The organism is Labilithrix luteola, from assembly GCF_001263205.1.
Taxonomy (GTDB): Bacteria; Myxococcota_A; Polyangia; order Polyangiales; family Polyangiaceae; genus Labilithrix; species Labilithrix luteola.
This window is the reverse complement of record NZ_CP012333.1, coordinates 5,698,613-5,716,916: the sequence shown is the minus strand read 5'-3', so window position 1 is coordinate 5,716,916 and position 18,304 is coordinate 5,698,613. Positions and strand designations below refer to the sequence as shown.

At 66.2% G+C, this 18,304-nt stretch carries 16 protein-coding genes; 5 read left to right on the top strand and 11 right to left on the bottom strand.

What is annotated here, in order from left to right; genetic code table 11:
• Positions 1–4 precede the first annotated feature (4 nt).
• From AKJ09_RS54995 to AKJ09_RS53265, 3 genes are all read left to right on the top strand, one after another.
• On the top strand, positions 5–2,770 hold the full coding sequence (locus AKJ09_RS54995; RefSeq protein WP_240488584.1) for a DUF4215 domain-containing protein: 2,766 nt from the start codon (positions 5–7) through the stop codon (positions 2,768–2,770).
• Positions 2,767–5,589 (top strand): DUF4215 domain-containing protein, encoded by a 2,823-nt coding sequence (locus AKJ09_RS25135; protein WP_146649930.1) that lies wholly within the window; start codon positions 2,767–2,769, stop codon positions 5,587–5,589. Before AKJ09_RS54995 ends, AKJ09_RS25135 begins: the two co-directional genes overlap by 4 nt.
• A gap of 330 nt (positions 5,590–5,919) precedes the next feature.
• Entirely contained in the window at positions 5,920–6,357 is a 438-nt protein-coding gene (locus AKJ09_RS53265; protein WP_169927845.1) for a hypothetical protein, read from the top strand.
• Positions 6,358–6,421: 64 nt separating this feature from the next.
• On the opposite strand, the gene AKJ09_RS25125 is transcribed toward AKJ09_RS53265, so the two are convergent.
• Together AKJ09_RS25125 and AKJ09_RS25120 are read right to left on the bottom strand one after the other, a co-directional pair.
• Positions 6,422–7,228, bottom strand: a complete 807-nt coding sequence (locus tag AKJ09_RS25125) for a hypothetical protein (protein ID WP_146649928.1) — start codon at positions 7,226–7,228, stop codon at positions 6,422–6,424.
• A 201-nt stretch (positions 7,229–7,429) separates the two neighbouring features.
• Positions 7,430–8,437 (bottom strand): hypothetical protein, encoded by a 1,008-nt coding sequence (locus AKJ09_RS25120; RefSeq protein ID WP_146649927.1) that lies wholly within the window; start codon positions 8,435–8,437, stop codon positions 7,430–7,432.
• 293 nt (positions 8,438–8,730) lie between these two features.
• On the opposite strand from AKJ09_RS25120, the gene AKJ09_RS25115 reads away from it, so the two are divergent.
• The gene (locus tag AKJ09_RS25115) at positions 8,731–9,339 is read left to right on the top strand and encodes a hypothetical protein (protein WP_146649924.1); all 609 of its coding nucleotides are present in this window, start codon (positions 8,731–8,733) and stop codon (positions 9,337–9,339) included.
• Between the two features lie 7 nt (positions 9,340–9,346).
• Here the strand turns inward: AKJ09_RS25115 and AKJ09_RS25110 are convergent, their stop codons facing one another.
• Together AKJ09_RS25110 and AKJ09_RS25105 are read right to left on the bottom strand one after the other, a co-directional pair.
• Complete coding sequence (locus AKJ09_RS25110; RefSeq protein WP_146649922.1) at positions 9,347–9,832, bottom strand: OsmC family protein; 486 nt, start codon at positions 9,830–9,832, stop codon at positions 9,347–9,349.
• 13 nt (positions 9,833–9,845) lie between these two features.
• The gene (locus tag AKJ09_RS25105; RefSeq protein ID WP_146649920.1) at positions 9,846–12,056 is read right to left on the bottom strand and encodes a TolB-like translocation protein; all 2,211 of its coding nucleotides are present in this window, start codon (positions 12,054–12,056) and stop codon (positions 9,846–9,848) included.
• A gap of 136 nt (positions 12,057–12,192) precedes the next feature.
• On the opposite strand from AKJ09_RS25105, the gene AKJ09_RS25100 reads away from it, so the two are divergent.
• On the top strand, positions 12,193–12,726 hold the full coding sequence (locus AKJ09_RS25100) for a hypothetical protein (protein ID WP_146649918.1): 534 nt from the start codon (positions 12,193–12,195) through the stop codon (positions 12,724–12,726).
• An 11-nt stretch (positions 12,727–12,737) separates the two neighbouring features.
• On the opposite strand, the gene AKJ09_RS25095 is transcribed toward AKJ09_RS25100, so the two are convergent.
• The 7 genes from AKJ09_RS25095 to AKJ09_RS25065 form a co-directional block, all read right to left on the bottom strand.
• Entirely contained in the window at positions 12,738–13,631 is an 894-nt protein-coding gene (locus AKJ09_RS25095; RefSeq protein WP_146649916.1) for an alpha/beta hydrolase, read from the bottom strand.
• A gap of 39 nt (positions 13,632–13,670) precedes the next feature.
• On the bottom strand, positions 13,671–13,997 hold the full coding sequence (locus tag AKJ09_RS25090; RefSeq protein ID WP_146649913.1) for a hypothetical protein: 327 nt from the start codon (positions 13,995–13,997) through the stop codon (positions 13,671–13,673).
• A 154-nt stretch (positions 13,998–14,151) separates the two neighbouring features.
• Complete coding sequence (locus AKJ09_RS25085; RefSeq protein ID WP_146649911.1) at positions 14,152–14,619, bottom strand: DUF1579 family protein; 468 nt, start codon at positions 14,617–14,619, stop codon at positions 14,152–14,154.
• 147 nt (positions 14,620–14,766) lie between these two features.
• Entirely contained in the window at positions 14,767–15,321 is a 555-nt protein-coding gene (locus AKJ09_RS25080; RefSeq protein WP_146649909.1) for a YbhB/YbcL family Raf kinase inhibitor-like protein, read from the bottom strand.
• A 501-nt stretch (positions 15,322–15,822) separates the two neighbouring features.
• Complete coding sequence (locus AKJ09_RS25075; RefSeq protein ID WP_146649907.1) at positions 15,823–16,131, bottom strand: hypothetical protein; 309 nt, start codon at positions 16,129–16,131, stop codon at positions 15,823–15,825.
• Between the two features lie 159 nt (positions 16,132–16,290).
• The gene (locus AKJ09_RS56255; protein ID WP_169927844.1) at positions 16,291–16,860 is read right to left on the bottom strand and encodes a transposase; all 570 of its coding nucleotides are present in this window, start codon (positions 16,858–16,860) and stop codon (positions 16,291–16,293) included.
• 731 nt (positions 16,861–17,591) lie between these two features.
• Entirely contained in the window at positions 17,592–18,299 is a 708-nt protein-coding gene (locus tag AKJ09_RS25065) for a carbonic anhydrase (RefSeq protein ID WP_169927843.1), read from the bottom strand.
• Between the last annotated feature and the right edge of the window lie 5 nt (positions 18,300–18,304).

Below are 18,304 nucleotides of genomic sequence, written 5' to 3'. Positions count from 1 at the left end.
CGCGATGTTCAGCAAGATCTTCGAGAGCCCCAGACTCGCCGTGCGTGCGCTGTTTCCGACCGTTGCGCTCGTCTCCATCGTCGCTGCGTGCTCGACCTCGCTCGACGATGCCTCGGTCGACGACTTCCCTCCCGATGCCGGCCCCGACGCCCCGACGTCCACGCCGAACGACGCGGCTCACCCTTCGCCCACGGGCGACAGCGGCACGAGCGAGACGAGCACCGGCGGCCCCACGTGCGGCAACCGCAAGCTCGAGAGCGGCGAGCAGTGCGACGACGGCAACACGCAGAACAACGACGGTTGCAGCGCGGATTGTAAAATCGAATCCGCCGGCCCCGAAGACGTTTGCGACGGCGCCCCGCTCACGCTCACGCACGAAGACGGCAGCACGCTGTACACGGGGCAGATCCTCGGCAGCACGGCAAAGCTCTACAACCACTATTCCTCGAGCTGCGGCGGCGGCTCCGGTGCCGACGCCGTCTACAAGATCGAGTCGCCGATGGTCGGTCGCGCGACGGTGCGCCTGTCGGCAGGCTTCGAGGCCATCGTCTCCGTACGCTCGACGTGCGAAGACGTGAAGACCGAGATCGCCTGCGCGGAAACCAGCACCGACGCCGGCGCGAACCGCGAGCTCCTCTCCTTCCCCGTCTACCCGGGCTCGCCCATCTACTTGATGGTCGATGGCTACGGCGGCGCGAAGGGTGAATTCACGCTCGACGTCCAGGTGCAAACCGCGTTCTGCGGCAACGGCAAGGCCGAGCATCCCGAGGAGTGCGACGACGGCAACACCAACGACGGCGACGGCTGTTCGAAGGACTGCATGCTCGAGGACAGCGCGAGTGTCTCGACGTGCCCGGGCATGGGCTACCGCCTCGCGGCCTCGGCCGCAACGCCAGGCACGATCAGCTTCGCGGGCGACACGACCTCGATGACCAACCCCTCGAGCTACGGATCGTCGGTCGGATGTTCACCCGCCGGTGCGGGACCGAACGCGATCTACGCCATCACGCCGACGATCAACGGCAGCCTCACGGTCAACCTGCTCGCGAACTATCCGAAGGCGGTCCTCCACGTCCGTCGCGAGTGCAGCGACACGACCACGCAGGTCGATTGCGCGGTCGGTGACACGAACCTCACGCCCACGAACGTGTCCATTCCGGTCTCGGCCGAGCAGACCGTCTACATGTTCGTCGACGGAGACACGAGCTCGAAGGGCATGTACACGGTCGAGGCCAAGCTCACGGCCGCGGCTTGTGGCAACGGGTACGTCGACGCGACGGAGGAATGCGACGACGGCAACACCACCGCCGGTGACGGATGCTCCGACACCTGCAAGGTCGAGCGCGACAGCGCCTCGTACACGTGCCCGGGCAAGCCTCTCCGCCTCGAGGCGGCGAACGCCGCAGGTGACACGCGCTCGCTCACGTTGCGTGGCATCACCACGCCGCTCCCCGGCGAATCGCTTCCTGCCAGCAAGGTCGCCACGTGCGGAACGGCTGCGCCGGACGTCGTCTATGCCGTCACGAGCGACATCGACGGCTACATGACCGCGACGGTCACCGGCTCCACGTTCCCCGTCGGTCTCTCGGTTCGCTCGGCGTGCCCCGGCACGGCCGACGTCGCCTGTGACAAGACGAGCAACGGCAACGGCAAGAAGACGATCCGATTCGCGGTCAACAAGGAGACGCCGTACTACCTCTTCGTCGACGGCAACTCCGCCACGCGAAGCGGCTCGTTCGTCCTCGACCTGGCGCTCAATCGCTCGGTTTGCGGAAACGGCGTCATCGAAGGCGGCGAGACGTGCGACGACGGCGCCACCGACGACGGCGACGGTTGCGACCATAGCTGCAAGCTCGAGACCGATCTGTCGCGCGACGAATGCGCGACTGCCCCGGAGTTCACCTTCACGGACAAGGCCGATGGCACCAAGGCGGCCACGATCGTCTCGGGCACGACGAACCTCACGCACACGGCGGGTGTCACGCACAGCATCAGCCCTTGCTCGAGCATCGGCTTCGACGGGCACTATCCATTCATCGCGCCCATCGACGGCGTCGTGACCGCCACGATGGCCTCGGCCACCTTCAAGGCGAGCTTCGGCGTGCGTTCCAACTGCACGACGGGCACCCCCATCGCGTGCGACGGCGCCACGGGCGTCGGTGGCTACGAGATCACCTTCCCGGTCACGCAGGGCACGCGCTACGACCTCATCGTCTCCGGCGTCAGCTACAACAGCATCCCGCAGTTCGGACGCTTCACCATGAACGTGAAGCTCTCCCCCGCGGGTTGCGGTGACACGTTCGTCTCGGGCGGCGAGGCTTGTGACGACGGCAACACGAAGAACGGCGACGGCTGCTCCTCGACGTGCACCATCGAGAGCATCCCGGGCATCGACAGCTGCCCTGGCCTCGACCTGCCCCTCAGCGGCACCGGCACGCAGGTTCGCAGCGCGGTGGTCACCGTCAACACGGTTCCGCTCAACAGCAAGTATGCCAGCGCATGCGGCGGAAGCGGCAACGAAGGCATCATCAAGATCACGCCGGACATCGACGGTCAGCTCCAGGTCAAGTCGACCTCGAACTTCTCGACGCTCATCTACGCGCGGGCGTCGTGCAACGACGCGAACTCGGAGATCCCGCGCGCGAGCTGCACGAGCAGCACGGGCTCGTACGCAACCGCAGTGACCAAGGGCACCCCCTATTACATCTTCGTCGACGGGCTCGGCGGGCAGTCGGGCCTGGCGCAGCTCAAGATCACGGTGACGCCATGAGCCGCCTTCGTTTCTCCTTCGGAAGCCTTCTTGCTGCCACCATCACGCTCGGCGCATGCGCGGCGTCCACCGAAGACCTCGCGACCAAGTCGGCCACCGACGACCCGGAGGCAGACGGCGGGACGACGATCGTCGACCCCGACTCGGGCTCGCCCTCGCCCCAAGCCGACGCGGGTTGGGATTCCACGGACGGTACGGGCAACCCCGACGCCGGTGCCGTGTGCGGCAATGGCAAGCTCGAGAAGGGCGAGGAATGCGACGACGGCAACACGCAGAGCAACGACGGATGCAGCGCGACCTGCAAGGTCGAGTCGGCACTCGAAGGTGACATCTGCCCGGGCGCGACCATCGCACTCACCGCGCAGGGCACGAACCTCCATGCCACGGTGAACGGCAGCACGGCCTCCGCGTACAACCAGTACGGAAGCGCATGCGGCGGCGGCTCGGGCCGAGACATGGTGTACACGTTCACGCCGCCTTCGTCGGGCAAGGCACTCGTGACGCTGACGGCCGGCTTTCCCGCCATCATCTCCTCTCGCGGAACGTGCGACGACGCCACGAGCGAGGCCTCTTGCTCCGACATCTCGGCGGCGACGGGCGGCACGACGACCCTCGAGGTTCCCGTCTTCGCCAACACCCCGGTCTATTTCCTCGTCGACGGCTACGGCGGTTCGAGCGGCCCCTTCACGCTCGACATCGACGTCACCACCGCCGTTTGCGGCAACGGCGTCGCCGAAGCGCCCGAGTCGTGTGACGACGGCAACCTCGTCGGCGGCGACGGTTGCTCTGCGGGCTGTCAGCTCGAAGAGGGCGGCGTCCTCAACAACTGCCCCGGCGAGCCATTCGAGCTCACCGGCCCTCCCGGCGCGGTTCGCAAGATCAGCTTCGCCGGCGACACGCTCGTCCAAGGTGGCACGCCCGCGCTCGCTTCGGTCGGCTGCTTCTACTGGGCCGGCAACGACGTCGTGTACGCGATCAAGTCCGACGTGGCCGGCTCGGTGAAGGCCGACGTCGTGACGGGCTACTCGAAGGCGAACCTGCACGCGAAGTCGGATTGCTACAGCTCCGACTACCAGCTCGGGTGCACACAGATCGAAGCACCCGGCGCCATGAGCCTGGAGTTCCCGGTCAACGCCGGGCAGTGGTTCTACCTCTTCGTCGACGGCCACAAAGAAAGCTCGAAGATCTACGGCGGCCCGTACCAGCTCAACGTGGCCATCACGCCGTCCTCCTGCGGCAACCATCTCCTCGACGGTAACGAGCAGTGCGACGACGGCAACACGGTCGCCGGCGACGGATGCACCGCCGACTGCAAGCTCGAGACGTTCGCCGACGTCGACAAGTGCCCCGGCCATCCGGTTCCCCTCAACCTGCAAAACGACGGCACGTACACGGCGGTCGTCTCCGGCACGACCAAGGGAATGGCGAACGACGTCAAGGAATGCGGCATCTACAGCTCTTCCGGCGGCGACACAGTCTACGCAATTACCCCAACGACCGACGGTTACCTCGAAGGCACGCTCGTGGGGCCGTTCAACTCGGTGCTCGGCGTTCTCAAGGCGTGCACGGGCACCCCGGCCGGCGCCGTCGCCACGGACATCCTCGATTGCAGCTACAAGGCCAGCGCTAGCACGACTCCGTTCGGTCTGATCGGCCTCGGCAGCGTCATGAAGACCGTCGCCACGCCGGTCGTTGCGAACACGACGTACTATCTCTTCGTCGAGAGCGCGGTCTCCAGCGGCTTGGCCTCCGGCGGCTCCTACGAACTGAACGTCAAGGTCACGCCGCCCACGTGCGGTAACGGTCGCATCGAAGGCACGGAGACGTGTGACGACGGCGGCCGCGATCCGAACGATGGTTGCGATGCCGACTGCCATCTCGAACCGATCACGTCGCGCAGCACGTGCAACGATGCAGAAGCCATCACGCTCGCTCCGCTCGGCGGCGGCAACTATGGCGCGTCGCTCGCGCGCGGCACCTTGAACCTGCTCGCGAACGGCAACTTCGCGACCTCGACGCTCGACGCCTGCTACGCGCTCGGCAAGAACGCGTTCTTCTCGGTCACGGCGCCGGCCGCGGGCGTCCTCCGGGCCACGGCCAAGAGCACGACGTTCGACGTCATCCTCGGTATCCGCAAGCCGACCTGCTCGCTCACGGGTACGCCCGCGATGTGCGCGAACGCGTCGACGAAGGGCTCGGAGGAGACTCTCGCCCTTCCCGTCGCGGCGGGTGAGACGATCTACATCGTCGTCGACGGCAAGGACGCGAACGAGTCCGGACGCTTCAACCTCGACGTGTCGCTCGTGCCGCCGGGTTGCGGCGACGGCTTCTTCACGCCGACCGTGGACGAGGAGTGCGACGACGGCAACACGATCAGCGGCGACGGTTGCAGCGCGACTTGCAAGCTCGAAAAGACGATCACCGGCGTCGACAAGTGCCCTGGCTACACGCTCGCCCTCACCGGCACCGGCAACACCCCGCGCAAGGGTACGGTCACCTTCGAGACCACCAACCTGAACGCCGACTACGTCGGGGCGTGCGGTGGCAACGCCAAGGACGGCGTGGTCCGCGTCGTTCCGAACGTCGCGGGCACGCTCAAGGCCCAGGCGCGCAGCATGGCCAACGTCACCGTGTACGCGCGCTCGGTGTGCAACGACCCGACGACGGAGTTCGCGAAGAGCACCTACTCGACGTGCACCGGCGTCGTCCACGACACGGTCACCTTCGGGGTCTCCGCCGGCACCGAGTACTTCCTCTTCGTCGACGGCCTCGATGGCGCCACCGGCGTCCCCACGCTGGAGGTCACGGTCACGCCGTGACGACGTAGCGGAACCTCAGCAGAGGAGCGCGAGGCGCGGGCTCGACGAGGATGACGACACCGTCATTTCGCCGGGCCCGCCGCCTTTTCGTGGCCGCGAAACGCCTTAACAATCCATAACATTCGGCTCGCACGAGCTTCACGGGGCACGCCGCGTTCACGACTATGGTTGGGGCTGTCGCGAAGCCCGCGGACCCTATCCGCACTTTCGCGCGGCAGAAGACTGCCTTCGAGCCCTCGGGCGATATAGCATCCCTCCCACCAGCCACCTCTCGACGGCTTGGGGGCAGTCTCCCGCCGTGCAGGAAGTGGAAGGACAGGAGATCGAAGAATGAAGCGTGCCTTGATTGCGGGTGGTTTCGTCGTCTGTGTGGTGCTCGGAACGGCGTGCGCAAAGAGCGACGACACCGCCCAGCCCGCAACGCCCCAAGCCCAGCAGTACCCGCAGGGCCAGTACCCGCAGGGCCAGTACCCGCAGGGCCAGTACCCGCAGGGCCAGTACCCCCAGCAGGGTTACCCCCAGCAGCAGGGCCAGTACCCGCAGCAGGGGTACCCGCAGCAGCCGGCGGCCCCCACGCCCGCCGCGGGTGGTCAGATGGCAACGCCGGGCCCCCTCGCCCTGCCCTGCACCAGCGACGCGAGCTGCGGTCTCGCCCGCTGCAACACGCAGTACGGCAAGTGTGCGTTCCCCTGCCAGAGCGCCATCGACTGCGCGCAGGGTAACTCGTGCAACGCGATGACCGGCCTCTGCCTCCCCGGCGGCCAGTAATCTCGTTTCGACGCCCAGCTACGAACGCTGGGCGCACGAATGCCGGGCGGCACGCGTCGGTCCGTTAGAAGACTTCGCGCGGCCGTCCGGCGCGTACCCACTCCTGCTCGTGTTCGGCGGACATTCGGTACCAGCCGTCCATGCGCGAGCGAACTTCGTGCGCCACGTCACGAAGCTCGGGCGCGAAGTGCACCCGGGTGCCGATGTAACGGAACCAGTAGGCGATCTGGGCGCGCTCGTAGTCCTTCAAGAGCGCCAGCGGCGCCGGCGAGCGCGTGTCGCGGATGCGGCGCTCGGCGATGCGCATCGCGAGCCACTCCTGCTGCGCCGCCTCCCACGAGACGGGGTGCTCGGCAAACGCCACCACCGTGCGGAGCAGCGCGCCCGGCTCGAACGTGCCGACGCTGTTGCAGTGTGCACAGGTCACGTTGATCGCACGGTGCGTGAACGGAATCGCGAGCTGCGCTCCGCATCGCGGACAGAGACGCTCCTTCTGCGTGGCAAGCGCGCGACCGAACATCTCGCGCGCGCCGTTGGCGAGAACGCGCATCTCGAGAGCCTGGCGGGCGTTCTCCAGCGCGAACGCGAGGTCTTCGCCCTTGCGACGTTCGCTGTCCCACGTCGCTTGGTCGTAGCCTTCGGCCTGGAACGTATCGCCGACCTTCTCGTTCCAGGTGTCGATGATGCGTCGCTCGAGCTCCTGCAAGCGATGCGTGACGGCTCCCCATGCCGAAGCGACGGGCGTGGGGTCGTAGCCACATTCTGCGAGCGCAGCGCGCGCACCTTGTTCGGCTTCGTCCGAGACGAGCTTGTGCCGATCGGCAATCTGCTTCAGAAACGCCGCCCAACGTTCGTGCGCGCGTGCACTCATAGTTTCTCTCCGCAAAAACGACACGACAGTTCTTCACGCTGACGAGGGGCACCGCAGTGCGAGCAAGTTCGCACTTCGATGCGCTCCGGCAGCGAGCTCACGGGAGCCGGCGTGTCGGTGGCGGCAGCGTTCTCTCGCTGCGCAGCCACCGCACGCTTGAAGACCGACCCGATGCCGGTCGTGCCCTCGTTCTCAGAGCGATCAGAAGGAGATGTCGACATCCGCCTTCACGCCGGGATACTTGGCCTCGAACTTGGCCTGCGTCTTGGCGAGAAGGTCGGAGTACTCGCGGTTCTTGAGGCCCGCCGTCCGGTAGAAGTGATAGCCCATGAACGACGACAGGTCACACCAGTCGACGACGCTGAGGCCCATGTCCTTGAGCGCCTGCGCCGCGTCCTTGCCCTGCTTCGACGCGTAAGCCTGCTCGAAGAGGATGTCGTAGTACTGCTCGAGCGTGACCGGCGGCTGCATCGAGAGCTCACGATTCGCAGCGCGCGCCGCATTCGCCTCGCGGGCGAACTCGGCGTACTTGCCCTTCGACGCGTTCTGGAAGGCGTTGCCGTAGATCTGGGCGATGGCGAAGGTGGTGTCGCGAGCCATGCGCGCCTCCCACTCGCCCTTCGCGCGATCCCAGCGCGCCTGATCGATGCCGCTGCCCTTGAGCAAGTCCTCGAGGTTCGCGCCCTGAACGATGGCCGCGTTGATCGCCGCCCAGGCCTCGAGGGTGATGCCCTCGACGGGATTGAGCTCGCCGCTCGCCGCCGCCTTCGCGGTCGCGCCCTGCATGCGGCGCTGCATCTGGCCCATGCGGAAGTTCGTTTCCTGCTGCATGACGTGGTCCATCGAACCGTGCTTGCGCGCGAGCACGCTGTAGACGGAGTCCTTCACCGTCTGCCAGTGCGAGCGGTCGCGGATGCCGTACTTGGCCATGATCTCCGCGCGCGACGCGTCGGTGCCACCGCCCTCGCCCTCGCTCTCCATGTGGAGCACGGCGTTGAAGAAGCCGTCTTCGTCGTTCGGATCGAAGCGGGCCGTGTCGAACGCCTGCTGCTCGTCCGCATCGTCTTCATCCTCGTGCTCGACGTGGGCGTGCGCGTGGGCGTGCGCAGGCGGCTGCGCATGCGACCCCGGCGTCGCGCCATCGACTTGCTGCTGGACTTGGTTCACTGCCCCGCCAAACAGCCCCTTGATCACGTCGAGAAAACCCATGCCCCAGCCATCCTTTCCTGTCCGCCTTACGGCGGCAGACGAAGATACGGGGCGCGGTCGCGCTTGGAGAAGACGTAACGTCGCGCTCGCGATCTTCCGTGCGAGGACCGCTCAGAAAGAAGGAGTACGAGCACGGATGTGAGCACGCGTGGTTCGTCGCAAAGCGCGACGTGGTGGCGGGGGTCGCCCCCGCTCCACCGACGATGCCGAAGTTAGCGCTTTCGAACGGCCTTTTTTAAAGGGCATTCGGAGGCACCCTTCTTGCGAGCGCGAGTCCGTGGCAGGCTCGACGCGTGGTCCTCTATCGGCAGCTGTTCCGTCTGTACACGTCGCGTCACGAGAAGGACGCGTTTGCCGATCGCATCCTTCGGGAGTCGTCTACCCTGCGTGCCGCCGCGGACGTCTGGTCGGACGTCGCCTCGAATCTCGGGCTCGGCTTTCGAGTCCTGAACGGCGGGCCCGTCATCCATGGTGAGCTACGGAGCGGCGCCGAGCTCGAGATCGGTATCTACGAGACCGACGACGGCGCGTATCGGACGCTGGCCAGCACCGAGGGCGGACGCGGTCCGATGGGGCGCGTCCTCGTGAAGCGGCACGATGCGCTCTCGCGCATCAAGAAGGTCGTCAGCCGCGCGCCCGAAGGCCTCGACGAGGAGCTCCGGGCGGGCTTCAGTGTCACGGCTTCCCCTTCCGAGCTGGCGAAAGAGCTTCTCTCGCTGCCCGCCGCGAAGGCGCTCTTCGTCGATCTGTCGGATCGATCACCGCGTCTCTCGTATCGAACGGGCAGCGCCTCGATCGTTCTCGAAGGCGTCGAGCTCGCCCATCAACGCCTCGAGCTCGTGATCGAGGCGCTGACGCAGATGACGTCGTCGCCGACGGAGAGCCACTCGGCGTTTCGCTGATTCGAGCTCAGCCCTCGAGCGTGGCAAGCGTGACAAGCGGCTCGTTGCGAACCGGGAAGTTCACCGAGTTCGCGATGAAGCACTCGTGGTGAGCGGTCTCGTGGAGCGCGCGTGCCTTGTCGACGTCCGCCCCGGCGGCGATCCGAACGCGAGGCCGGAGCATCACCTCGGAGAATTTCATCACCTTCGCGGTTCGATCGAAGGCCATGACGCCCGAGGCGTCGTCTTCGTACGAGAGCACCACGATGCCGGCGCGAGCGCAGAGCGCGAGGTACGAGAGGCAGTGGCAGGCCGAGAGCGACGCCACGAGCAAGTCTTCCGGGTTGTGAAGCTCGGGCGAGCCCCGGAACGGAGGAGCTGCCGATCCGCGAAGCGACGGCTTACCCTCGATGTCCACGCGGTATTCGCGCGAATAACCCTCGTAGTCGCGAACGGGACCGGAAGCGGCTCCGGTCCACTCCAGATGAGCTGCGAAGCGATGGGTACTGCTCATGGCGCGCAGTCTACTACTTCACGACGTTCGCGCTGCACCTTCCGTCGACGCAACTGACGCTCGAGGGATTGCAGCAGTCGCCGGACGAGGTGCATTCGCCGCCGATACCGGTGCATGCGATCTTGCTGACGTCGACGCAGACGCCCTTGTCGCAGAAACCCGAGCAGCACTCGAAGCCTGCCGAGCATTGACCTCCACCGGCGCCTGGCGCGGGCGTGGGCGTGCATTGCGCGAGGGTCCAGAAGCCACGCATGTTGGGCGAGTCTTCCTGGCCCTCGAGATAGAACGGCGGGTGGCTCGGATCGGTGGCGCCAGTCGCCGTGTCGATGGCGGCGACCCACAGGCGTCGCTTGCCGTTGATGGCGGCGCCGGTGAGCTTGTTGCCCCAGTCGCGCATGCTGGTGACGACGACCCACGAGTACGCGCCGCGCTCGACGGGGTTGAAGGTCGGTTCGACGGTGAGCTCCTTGTCGCCGGCGGCGGGCGGGTCATCGAGTGCCGCGAGGCGAACGGGCTGCCCGGTACCGTCGGTCGCCTGGTACCAGATCGCGCCGCGATGGCGCGTGCCGTCGTCACAGTTGCCGTAGCCCACGTCGTTGAAGCATCCCGTCGAGTGATTGCCGACGTGGAAGGCGACGTACTTGCCATTCGGCGTGAAGGACGGATAGCCAATGCCCGTCGCGGCGTACGGGGCGAAGGAGGCGACGGGGAGTCTCGTCGGCGTGGCGGTGAACTTCAGTGTCGCTTGATCGAAGCCGAAGATGACGATGCTCACGCTGTTGGGCAGCACGTTGTCGCGCAGTTCGTTCGCGGCGCCGGTGAACTCGACCGCGGCGAGGTGTTTGCCGTCGGGCGCGAAGGCCGGCATCGCGAGCCCGGCGCCAGCGGCGATCTGCACGTCATCGAGGCCGCTCGCGACGACGATGTCGCCGGTCTTCGTGTCGGCGAGGGTCATGTACTTCGAGCCGGCCTGCCAGGTGTTGCTCGAAGCCTGGGCGTTCGTCTGCATGCGCCCGCCGAAGACGGTGTACTTACCGTCGGGCGTGAGCGCGAGGTTGCCGCCGTGCATCGTCGTTTGCTTGCGGACGGTGCCGGCCGGGAGATCGAACGAGGCCCACGCGCGTCCGTTCTTCCAACCGTTGGTGTACGGAGACGTCGCGGGATCGCCCGTGGGCGCCGCCTCGATGGCCGCCGCGAGCGTGCTGCCGTCGGCGCTGACTGCGTGGCATCCCATGCACTGGTCGCTCCGGCCGGTGCTCATCGGCTCGGGGAGCGAGCCGGAGCCGGGTCGAATGCGCGCGATGTGTCCTTGGCGGACGCCGTTCAGCTGTGAAGCCGTCCAATAGTAGATCGCACCGCGGAGGCTGACCGGCGCGATGGTGTAGCTCTGGGTCGCCGCCGCGTAGGCGGTCTTGTTCGCCATCGAGTAACGCGAGAGCGTGACCTTGAGGGGATCGCCCGTATTGGATGCGGTGATGCGATCCCACACGGTCTGATCGACGCGAAGCTGCCCGAGGCCGTTCACCGTCGCATAGAGATCGTAGGTGTACGTGGCTTGCTCGAGGTGCAGCTTGTAGACGTCGCCCGAAACCGGTGCGTCCCACATGACGAGCGGCGAGGTGATGCCGAGCGGGAAGACGGTCTTGTCGTACGGATAACGGAACGTGGAGACCGCGGGGTCCTGGCCGAGTCCCGCGGCGTCGAGGGCCGCTTGAATCGTCGGGGTCACGCCCGCGCCGACGTCTTTATGTGCAATCTGCACGGTCAGATCCGCGAGCGCTTCGACGCCGCCGTAGATCGCGTGGAGCTTGCCGGTTCCCGCGTATTCGCCGCCCGCCGTCAGGGTAACCGGGTTGCCGGTCGCCGCCGATGCGAGGTCGGGGCGGTCGAACTGGAGCGACTCGGGCGACACATCGACGACCGAGCCGCCCGGCAGCGTCGCGTGCAACTTGTACGTCGCCGTCTTCGGCCCGGACCCGTCGACGACGATCGTTTGGGCTGCAGGATCGAACACCAGCGCCGTCACGGTGGTGCCCGGCGAAGTGCCGCCATCACCGTTCGGATCGACGAAGTTGCCGCTACTGCCACTCGATCCGTTCGTGCCGCTGTCGGCATTCCCTCCGGAAAACATGGACTCGGAGCTGCTTCCACAGGCCGCGAAGAGGGCCCCTCCGAGAACCGCAGCAACCACGACGTAGCGCGACGCGAGAACGGAATGAGGCATCGTCGCAAAGAATAACTCGACCCCGAGCCATTCGCGAAACGCCGTCGTGACACAGAAACGCAACTTGCCCCGCGCGTCCCCGCATCCCACAATCGGCCGCGTGGTAGGCCGGTTCGGCGCGCGAAGGCGTCTCCATTTGTGTAGGTCGGCGTGTTGGTCGACGGTCTGGTCGACGATCCTCGCAGGGGCCACGGCGCTCGCTCTCCTGGCCGTGGCCTGCAGCGGAAGCGACGAGGACGGCACGTCCGCCCCCATCAAGAGGTCCGACGCCGCGAAAGACGCGCGCGAAGAGGACACGACCACGCCGCCGGCACCGGTTCGCGAGGCCGGCCCCGCCCCCATTCCGGTGACCTGTCCCATCGGGACCGCCGTCGAAGTCGAAAGCAACGACACGCCGGAGGAGGCGAACGCCTTCACCGAGACGATGTTCTGTGGGACGCTTTCGAGCGGCGACGACGTCGACTATGCGACGTTCGACACGCCGCCCGGAAAGAAGCTCACCGTCTTCCAGGGCATCATCAACGGCAAGGTCGACTTCGAGCTCTCCGTTGGTGGCTCCAAGTTCGGCCCGGGCGACGTCGACAAGTTCACGTCGGGCACGTACCTGGTGAAGGTGTTCACCAAGGGCGCAGATCCCGCCTCGTATCGTTTCCGCATCCAGTTCGACTGACCCTTGGGGAGTCAGTCGGGGGTGGGCGCGTCCCAGAACGCGAAGGCTTCGTCGAGGTAGACTTCGCGCGCGCCGTGACCAAACGGGTGCTCGGCCACGCGCACCGGCCAAGAAGCCCGGCGCAGCATCGTCGCCAGCGCGTCGGCGCTGTGTTTCGTCTCCGCGTCGTAGGAGCCGTAGCCGATGTAGAAGGGCCGCGCCGGTAGCTCTCCAGGGCGCCTTCCGCCAGCGCCGCCGCCGGACGTAGCGCCGAATCCGTCGACGGTGAAACCGAGACCGTCGAGCGGCCCGGACAGCGCCAGCGCGACCAGGAAGTACGCGCCGTTCGACGATCCTGCAAGATAGACGCGTTCGAACGGCGCACCGGCGATGTGTTCGAGTCGCTCGCGCGCTCGCACGAGGCGCTTCACGATGGTTGCCGCGTGCTTCGCATGCGCCTCGGGCGAGGTCGGCCATGCCCACCAATCACGCGCGTCACGCGGCCCGATCCCCCGTATGCCGCGAGGCACGAGCGCGGCGGCCCCTGCCCTGGTGCTCGCGTTGAGAACGGCGAGCTGCACCTTCTCCTTCTGCGGACTCGAAGGCACCGGCGGGATGATGCCGTGGAGATAGACGAGCAAACGACGCGGTCGTTCCTTCGCGAGCGGAGGAAGCACGTAGCACGTCTCCTCGTCGAGCGCGGTCAGGCCATCGAGGCACCAGTCGGTGTCGATGCGCGGCGGAGGCTCCTCCGGGGGCGCAGCATCGCTCGCGACGGCGCTCGCCGGGACTGGTCGTGGCGCGTCGTGCGTCGAAGCATCCTGGGTGTCGACGTGCTGGGACGTCACTGGCTCGGCCGCGCGGCTGCAGCCCACGAGCGCGAGCGCGAGCGCGAGAAACGACAACGGCAACGACGAGCGGCGCACGTGTCCATGATGCCACGCACGCCGCTCTCGAGGCGGGCCTTACCGGCAAATGCAGACGCCGGCGATGCTCTGGATGAATTGATGCGCTGTGGCGCCTACGTGAAGCGCCGTCGTCGAACAGGAGTCGCCGCTCTCCAGGCTACCGCAGGCTCCAGCGCTCGGGCGGTAGTAGACGGTCACTGGGACCGCCGTCCCGACCTCGTGCCCCTGCGCCGATGCCCCAATGGTAGCAGGCAGTCTCTCGTCGAGAACGACGACGACCGGCGTTCTGACGAGCCAATCATCCGTGCTCCAAAGATCGATTCCTCCAAGCCAAACCAGGGCAAGCGCGCCAATCTCGACGGCGCTTTGGGCCAACGCGTTCATGTGAAACCTCCCCCGAGGACATCGACGCGAGCGATGTCGCCGTCCGGCGCAGCACGCGTCGTTCGACGCCGTCTCGCGCCCACCTGTCGATGCGCCCGAGGGCCGACTTCCGATCGCGCGGCGGCGCGTGGGGGAGGTTCGAGTCGTACGAGACTCAGACCTTCTTCGTGTAGGTCCCCTCGATGAACGTCACGTACGTTGCGCCGCCGTCGAACGAGTTTTCGATCCGAAGGTGGTATTTGGAGTCACTCTCGAATCGATACACGTAGCGCGCTTTTCCGCGAGGCGTGGTCAGCTGGAGGGTGAGCGTGTCCCCCTCCCACGTTCCGCGCGACGGCCCGCCCGGGACGAATCCCATGTTGTCGAACCAGTGCCACGTATATTCCTTCGACAGCGTGTCGTACCCGAAGAGGCCGTGCCCGCGGAAGCTGACCTTTCCGTCCATCTCTTCGACGTAATCCTGGACGACGAAGAATCCATCGAGGTCCAGACGGAACGTGTTTCGCCCAATCGCAGGCCCGCCGGGGCCCCACGGCGATGGCGAGAGTTTCTCGTCGCCCACCCAGTCCCCCAAGAGCACGTGCAGCTTGCGGTGTTCGTCCGTCACCTTCGGCATTTCCATGTCGGTGTCTCCTCGATTGGCCGCGAAGGCCACGTTGGCGGGCGACAGGCGTCCGGCGCAGGCCCACGATGAGCGCTGCGCCGGATTCGCCTTCAATCGTACGCGAGCCGCCGGTGGCGACTCGTCATGAGCATGGGAGCGTCGCGATCAGCTCTTGGCGGGCACTTCGTACGTGGGGACGATCATCGCGCGCGCGAGCGTGTGGAAGAACAGATTGAAGCCGAGGAACGCCGGCGACGCGTCGGCCTGAATGGGCAGGCTGTCGACGTCGAGCGCGTGGACGGCGACGAAGTAGCGATGCGGCCCATGCCCCGCAGGCGGAGCGGCGCCGATAAAGCGCGCGCCACCGCCGTCGTTCTTCAGGGTGATGGCGCCCTCGGGCAGGAGCTTCGCAGCGGGGTCGCCCGCGTTGCTCGGAAGCGAGGTGACGCTGACGGGGATGTTGAACACCGCCCAATGCCAGAAGCCGCTCGCGGTCGGGGCATCGGGGTCGTAAACGGTGATCGCGAAGCTCTTCGTCTCCTTCGGGAAACCCGACCAGGAAATCTGCGGCGAGACGTCTTCGCCACCGGCTCCGAAGATGCCGGACACTTGCGGGCGATCGAGGTGCTTTCCGTCGGCGACGTCGGTGCTCGTCAGACTGAAGGACGGCACGGCAGGCAGAAACTCGTACGGGGAAGGCGGGCGCTTGGTCGTCGACATGGTGACCTCCGTTCGGGCGGAGCATCCTACAACGATCGGTTCCGCTTAGAAGCAGTAGTCGGCGGTCGGCGGTCGGCGATCGGCGGTCGGCGGTCAACCGAGCGCTCGTTCGTCGGATCTGCGATGATGGTCGATCGTCATGATGCGGGAGACCGAGCGACACGAGGGGTGACGCTACGACAGAAGAACCGCCACGGACCTTATCTGTCGTGCACGTCGTACGATGAACGGGTGTTGATCGAGGGGTTCGTGAAGCACCGGAGCCACACGAACGTGCACATGCGGGGCTAGACGCATTCGTAAAAAGAGATACTTCCGACCGCATACCGCATTCGCACGCGTTGGCTCGACTCGTCGACAGCATTCCTCACGCATTGTTGTTCGCGGTCCGAGGGTTCAAATACGAGAACGGAGTTGTCAGCAAGACGGCGTCGCGCGCAATCGCTGACTGGAAACGTAAAAAGCGCAGCCCCCAGGCGTCTTTCTTCCGCCGGCGTGCAGCTATCGCCGAGAGATGAACCCGTCCTTCGTGGGCTCGAATTCCGTTGCCCCGAGTTCCCTGAAGACCTGCTCTAGCTCGTGGCTCAGCGGCGTTCCGTAGACGTGGATCTCAGACCAAGGCGGATCGTGTGCGAACTCGCCATGATGTTCGTCGATGTCGCTGGCGATTCGCGTGGAGGTCGCGTTCGCTGACTCATCATCCATCGCTTCGAAAGAAGTGATGCCCGCGCTCAGAGCGTCTACGTCCCGGCCGATGCCCAGGCGCTTCCAAAAGCGCTCGATGACGGGGGTATTGATCGGCGATTGCACGACCCAAACGTGAAAGGAATCAGCAAGCTCCGAAATTCGTTCGCCGAAGGTACGGTCGACAACGAGCCCGACGTGGTGGTCCTGGGATGACATGACGTTCCCCTTCCTTCGTAGCTCATCCGAGTTCGAGGTTGCACGATCACCTCGTTCCCGACGGGACTATCCTGCCAAGCGCGGATGCTCGGTGGCGAGCATGAGACCGTGCCGCTTCCACCCCGCACGCAGAAGCCACGTGCGGGCGCGAGAAACGGGGGACTCGAGGAGGTTGGTTTCTTCGAGCTCTCGCCGGAGGGCGGCAAGCAAAGGCCCCGCGCGAGTGTCCCACCCATCGAACCAAAACGCAGACGAGCACGGGTCGAGGGTCATGGATGCAAGCGCATAGTCGACCTCGTCGATAGCGTGCTTGCGAAAGTTCATGAGTACGTAGACGAGTGCATTCCGAACCTGCCTCGGACTCGTCAGGTCGCGACGCGTGTAGCGATCTCGCCAGAGGGAGCCGTGGCGATGAGCGAGCGCGTTGATGTCCCAAGCGAGACGCTGTGCGAGCCGTTGGATGCCCTTCCACAGCAGCTTCCGGTCGTCGGCTTCCACGACGAGGTGGAGATGGTTCTGCTGGATGCTGAATTGGACAATCTGGAATCCGCGGCGCGTCGCGCTGGCGATTCGTCGTCGAATGGCGCGAGAGATTCGCTCCTGGCGAAAACGCGGCGCATTCGATTTCGCGCGCATCACGATGTGAACCGGATGATTCCGATTCAAGTCGGGTCGCACGCCATGAACCTCGAAGCCTTTTCGATGTGCCGCGGGTCTGCGCCCGGCGTTCTGGCGAGCGCCGCCGCGAGGGCGGTCCGGTGGAGGCGGTACGTCGTAGAATGCGAAGACTCGCTGGTCTTTCTTGACGACCGTTGTCCCGCGATGTGACGCATCACGCCGAGCGCCAGACGCTCCCGTCCGGTCGACCGTCGGCCGCCGCCTGCCCCTCCCCGCCATTCCCAATGAGCTAAGCACTCATTCTGCCGATTCAAGTCCATCGAGGTTCGAATCGAACACGATGCCGACCTCGCAGTCGCACCAGCCGCTCCGCACGACGCTCGGCGACTCGCTCCCAGCTCCCGCCGCAACGGCGATCGGCCGTGGCGCGACACAGTCTACCGTGAAATCCATTGTGCCGATTCAAACACTCGGCCTGGGTTGGTTCTGAAGCTGGGTCCGCCGAGCGCCACGCCGTGTTTGGAGCAAACATCCGTTGCCCTGGTGCAACGACACGGCCACCTCGAACGGCATTCGCCCGAAGCCCCGGTGCGGCAATACATCTCGCGTCACGCCCGCGACGCGCGCAACCAACTTCCCGTTTCCGGAAAGCTCGTCACCGCTGAATCGGCAGAGTGGATTTTGTGGGCGCATGCTCCCCCGCCACGACCGGCCGGCGGCGGGGATACGCCGGCCGGTCGATGCGCGAGTCAGCGAGCCGCGGGCGACGGAGCCTTCGGCGGGCGGGAGGCGGCGTTTGCGGCGGCGGGGAGGAATGGGGTGGGAAGAGGGCGGTGCTCTTCTTCGGTAATCGCCGGCACGTAGTGGCCGTGCTGCTCCGAGTATGCAAGGAGCGAAGCGCTCGCGATGTCGAACCACCACGCGTGGAGGTCGATTTCGCCGCGTTCGAGGCGTGACCTCACGCTCGGGTAGGTCGCGAGGTTGCCGAGCTGATAGAGCGCGCTCGCTTGCGAGAGCTGGTCGTGGATCGGCAGCGAGGAGTCGAGTGCCTGGCTCGCGCGCCAGTGTTCGAGGGCGGGCTTGCCGTGCTCGAGCCACTGGCGGAGGTGCTTGTCGTCGGGCGGATCGCGCAGGAGCGCTTGCATGCCTCCGCAACCGGAGTGGCCGCAAACGACGATGTCGCTTATGCCCAGAACTTCGACGGCGTAGACCACCGCCGCCGCGACGCTGTCGTCGGAGCCTCCGTCGTAGCGCGGAACGAGATTCGCGATGTTCCGCAACGTGAAGAGGTCGCCCGGCTCGGCCGACGCTATGAGGTTCGGCACCACGCGGCTGTCCGCGCAGGTGACAAACAAGGCGAGCGGAGACTGTCCGCCGGCGAGGCGGGCGAATCGCTCGGAGTATTGGGACCGCTGCGTGCGCTCGTAGCGCCGCAATCCTTCGATCAATCGCTTCACGACGG

Bases quoted from the DNA above. Each gene is read 5' to 3' on its own strand.
- AKJ09_RS54995 (WP_240488584.1), top strand. From the start codon at position 5: ATGTTCAGCAAGATCTTCGAGAGCCCCAGACTCGCCGTGCGTGCGCTG.
- AKJ09_RS25135 (WP_146649930.1), top strand. From the start codon at position 2,767: ATGAGCCGCCTTCGTTTCTCCTTCGGAAGCCTTCTTGCTGCCACCATC.
- AKJ09_RS53265 (WP_169927845.1), top strand. From the start codon at position 5,920: ATGAAGCGTGCCTTGATTGCGGGTGGTTTCGTCGTCTGTGTGGTGCTC.
- AKJ09_RS25125 (WP_146649928.1), bottom strand. From the start codon at position 7,228: ATGAGTGCACGCGCGCACGAACGTTGGGCGGCGTTTCTGAAGCAGATT.
- AKJ09_RS25120 (WP_146649927.1), bottom strand. From the start codon at position 8,437: ATGGGTTTTCTCGACGTGATCAAGGGGCTGTTTGGCGGGGCAGTGAAC.
- AKJ09_RS25110 (WP_146649922.1), bottom strand. From the start codon at position 9,832: ATGAGCAGTACCCATCGCTTCGCAGCTCATCTGGAGTGGACCGGAGCC.
- AKJ09_RS25105 (WP_146649920.1), bottom strand. From the start codon at position 12,056: ATGCCTCATTCCGTTCTCGCGTCGCGCTACGTCGTGGTTGCTGCGGTT.
- AKJ09_RS25090 (WP_146649913.1), bottom strand. From the start codon at position 13,997: ATGAACGCGTTGGCCCAAAGCGCCGTCGAGATTGGCGCGCTTGCCCTG.
- AKJ09_RS25085 (WP_146649911.1), bottom strand. From the start codon at position 14,619: ATGGAAATGCCGAAGGTGACGGACGAACACCGCAAGCTGCACGTGCTC.
- AKJ09_RS25080 (WP_146649909.1), bottom strand. From the start codon at position 15,321: ATGTCGACGACCAAGCGCCCGCCTTCCCCGTACGAGTTTCTGCCTGCC.
- AKJ09_RS56255 (WP_169927844.1), bottom strand. From the start codon at position 16,860: ATGCGCGCGAAATCGAATGCGCCGCGTTTTCGCCAGGAGCGAATCTCT.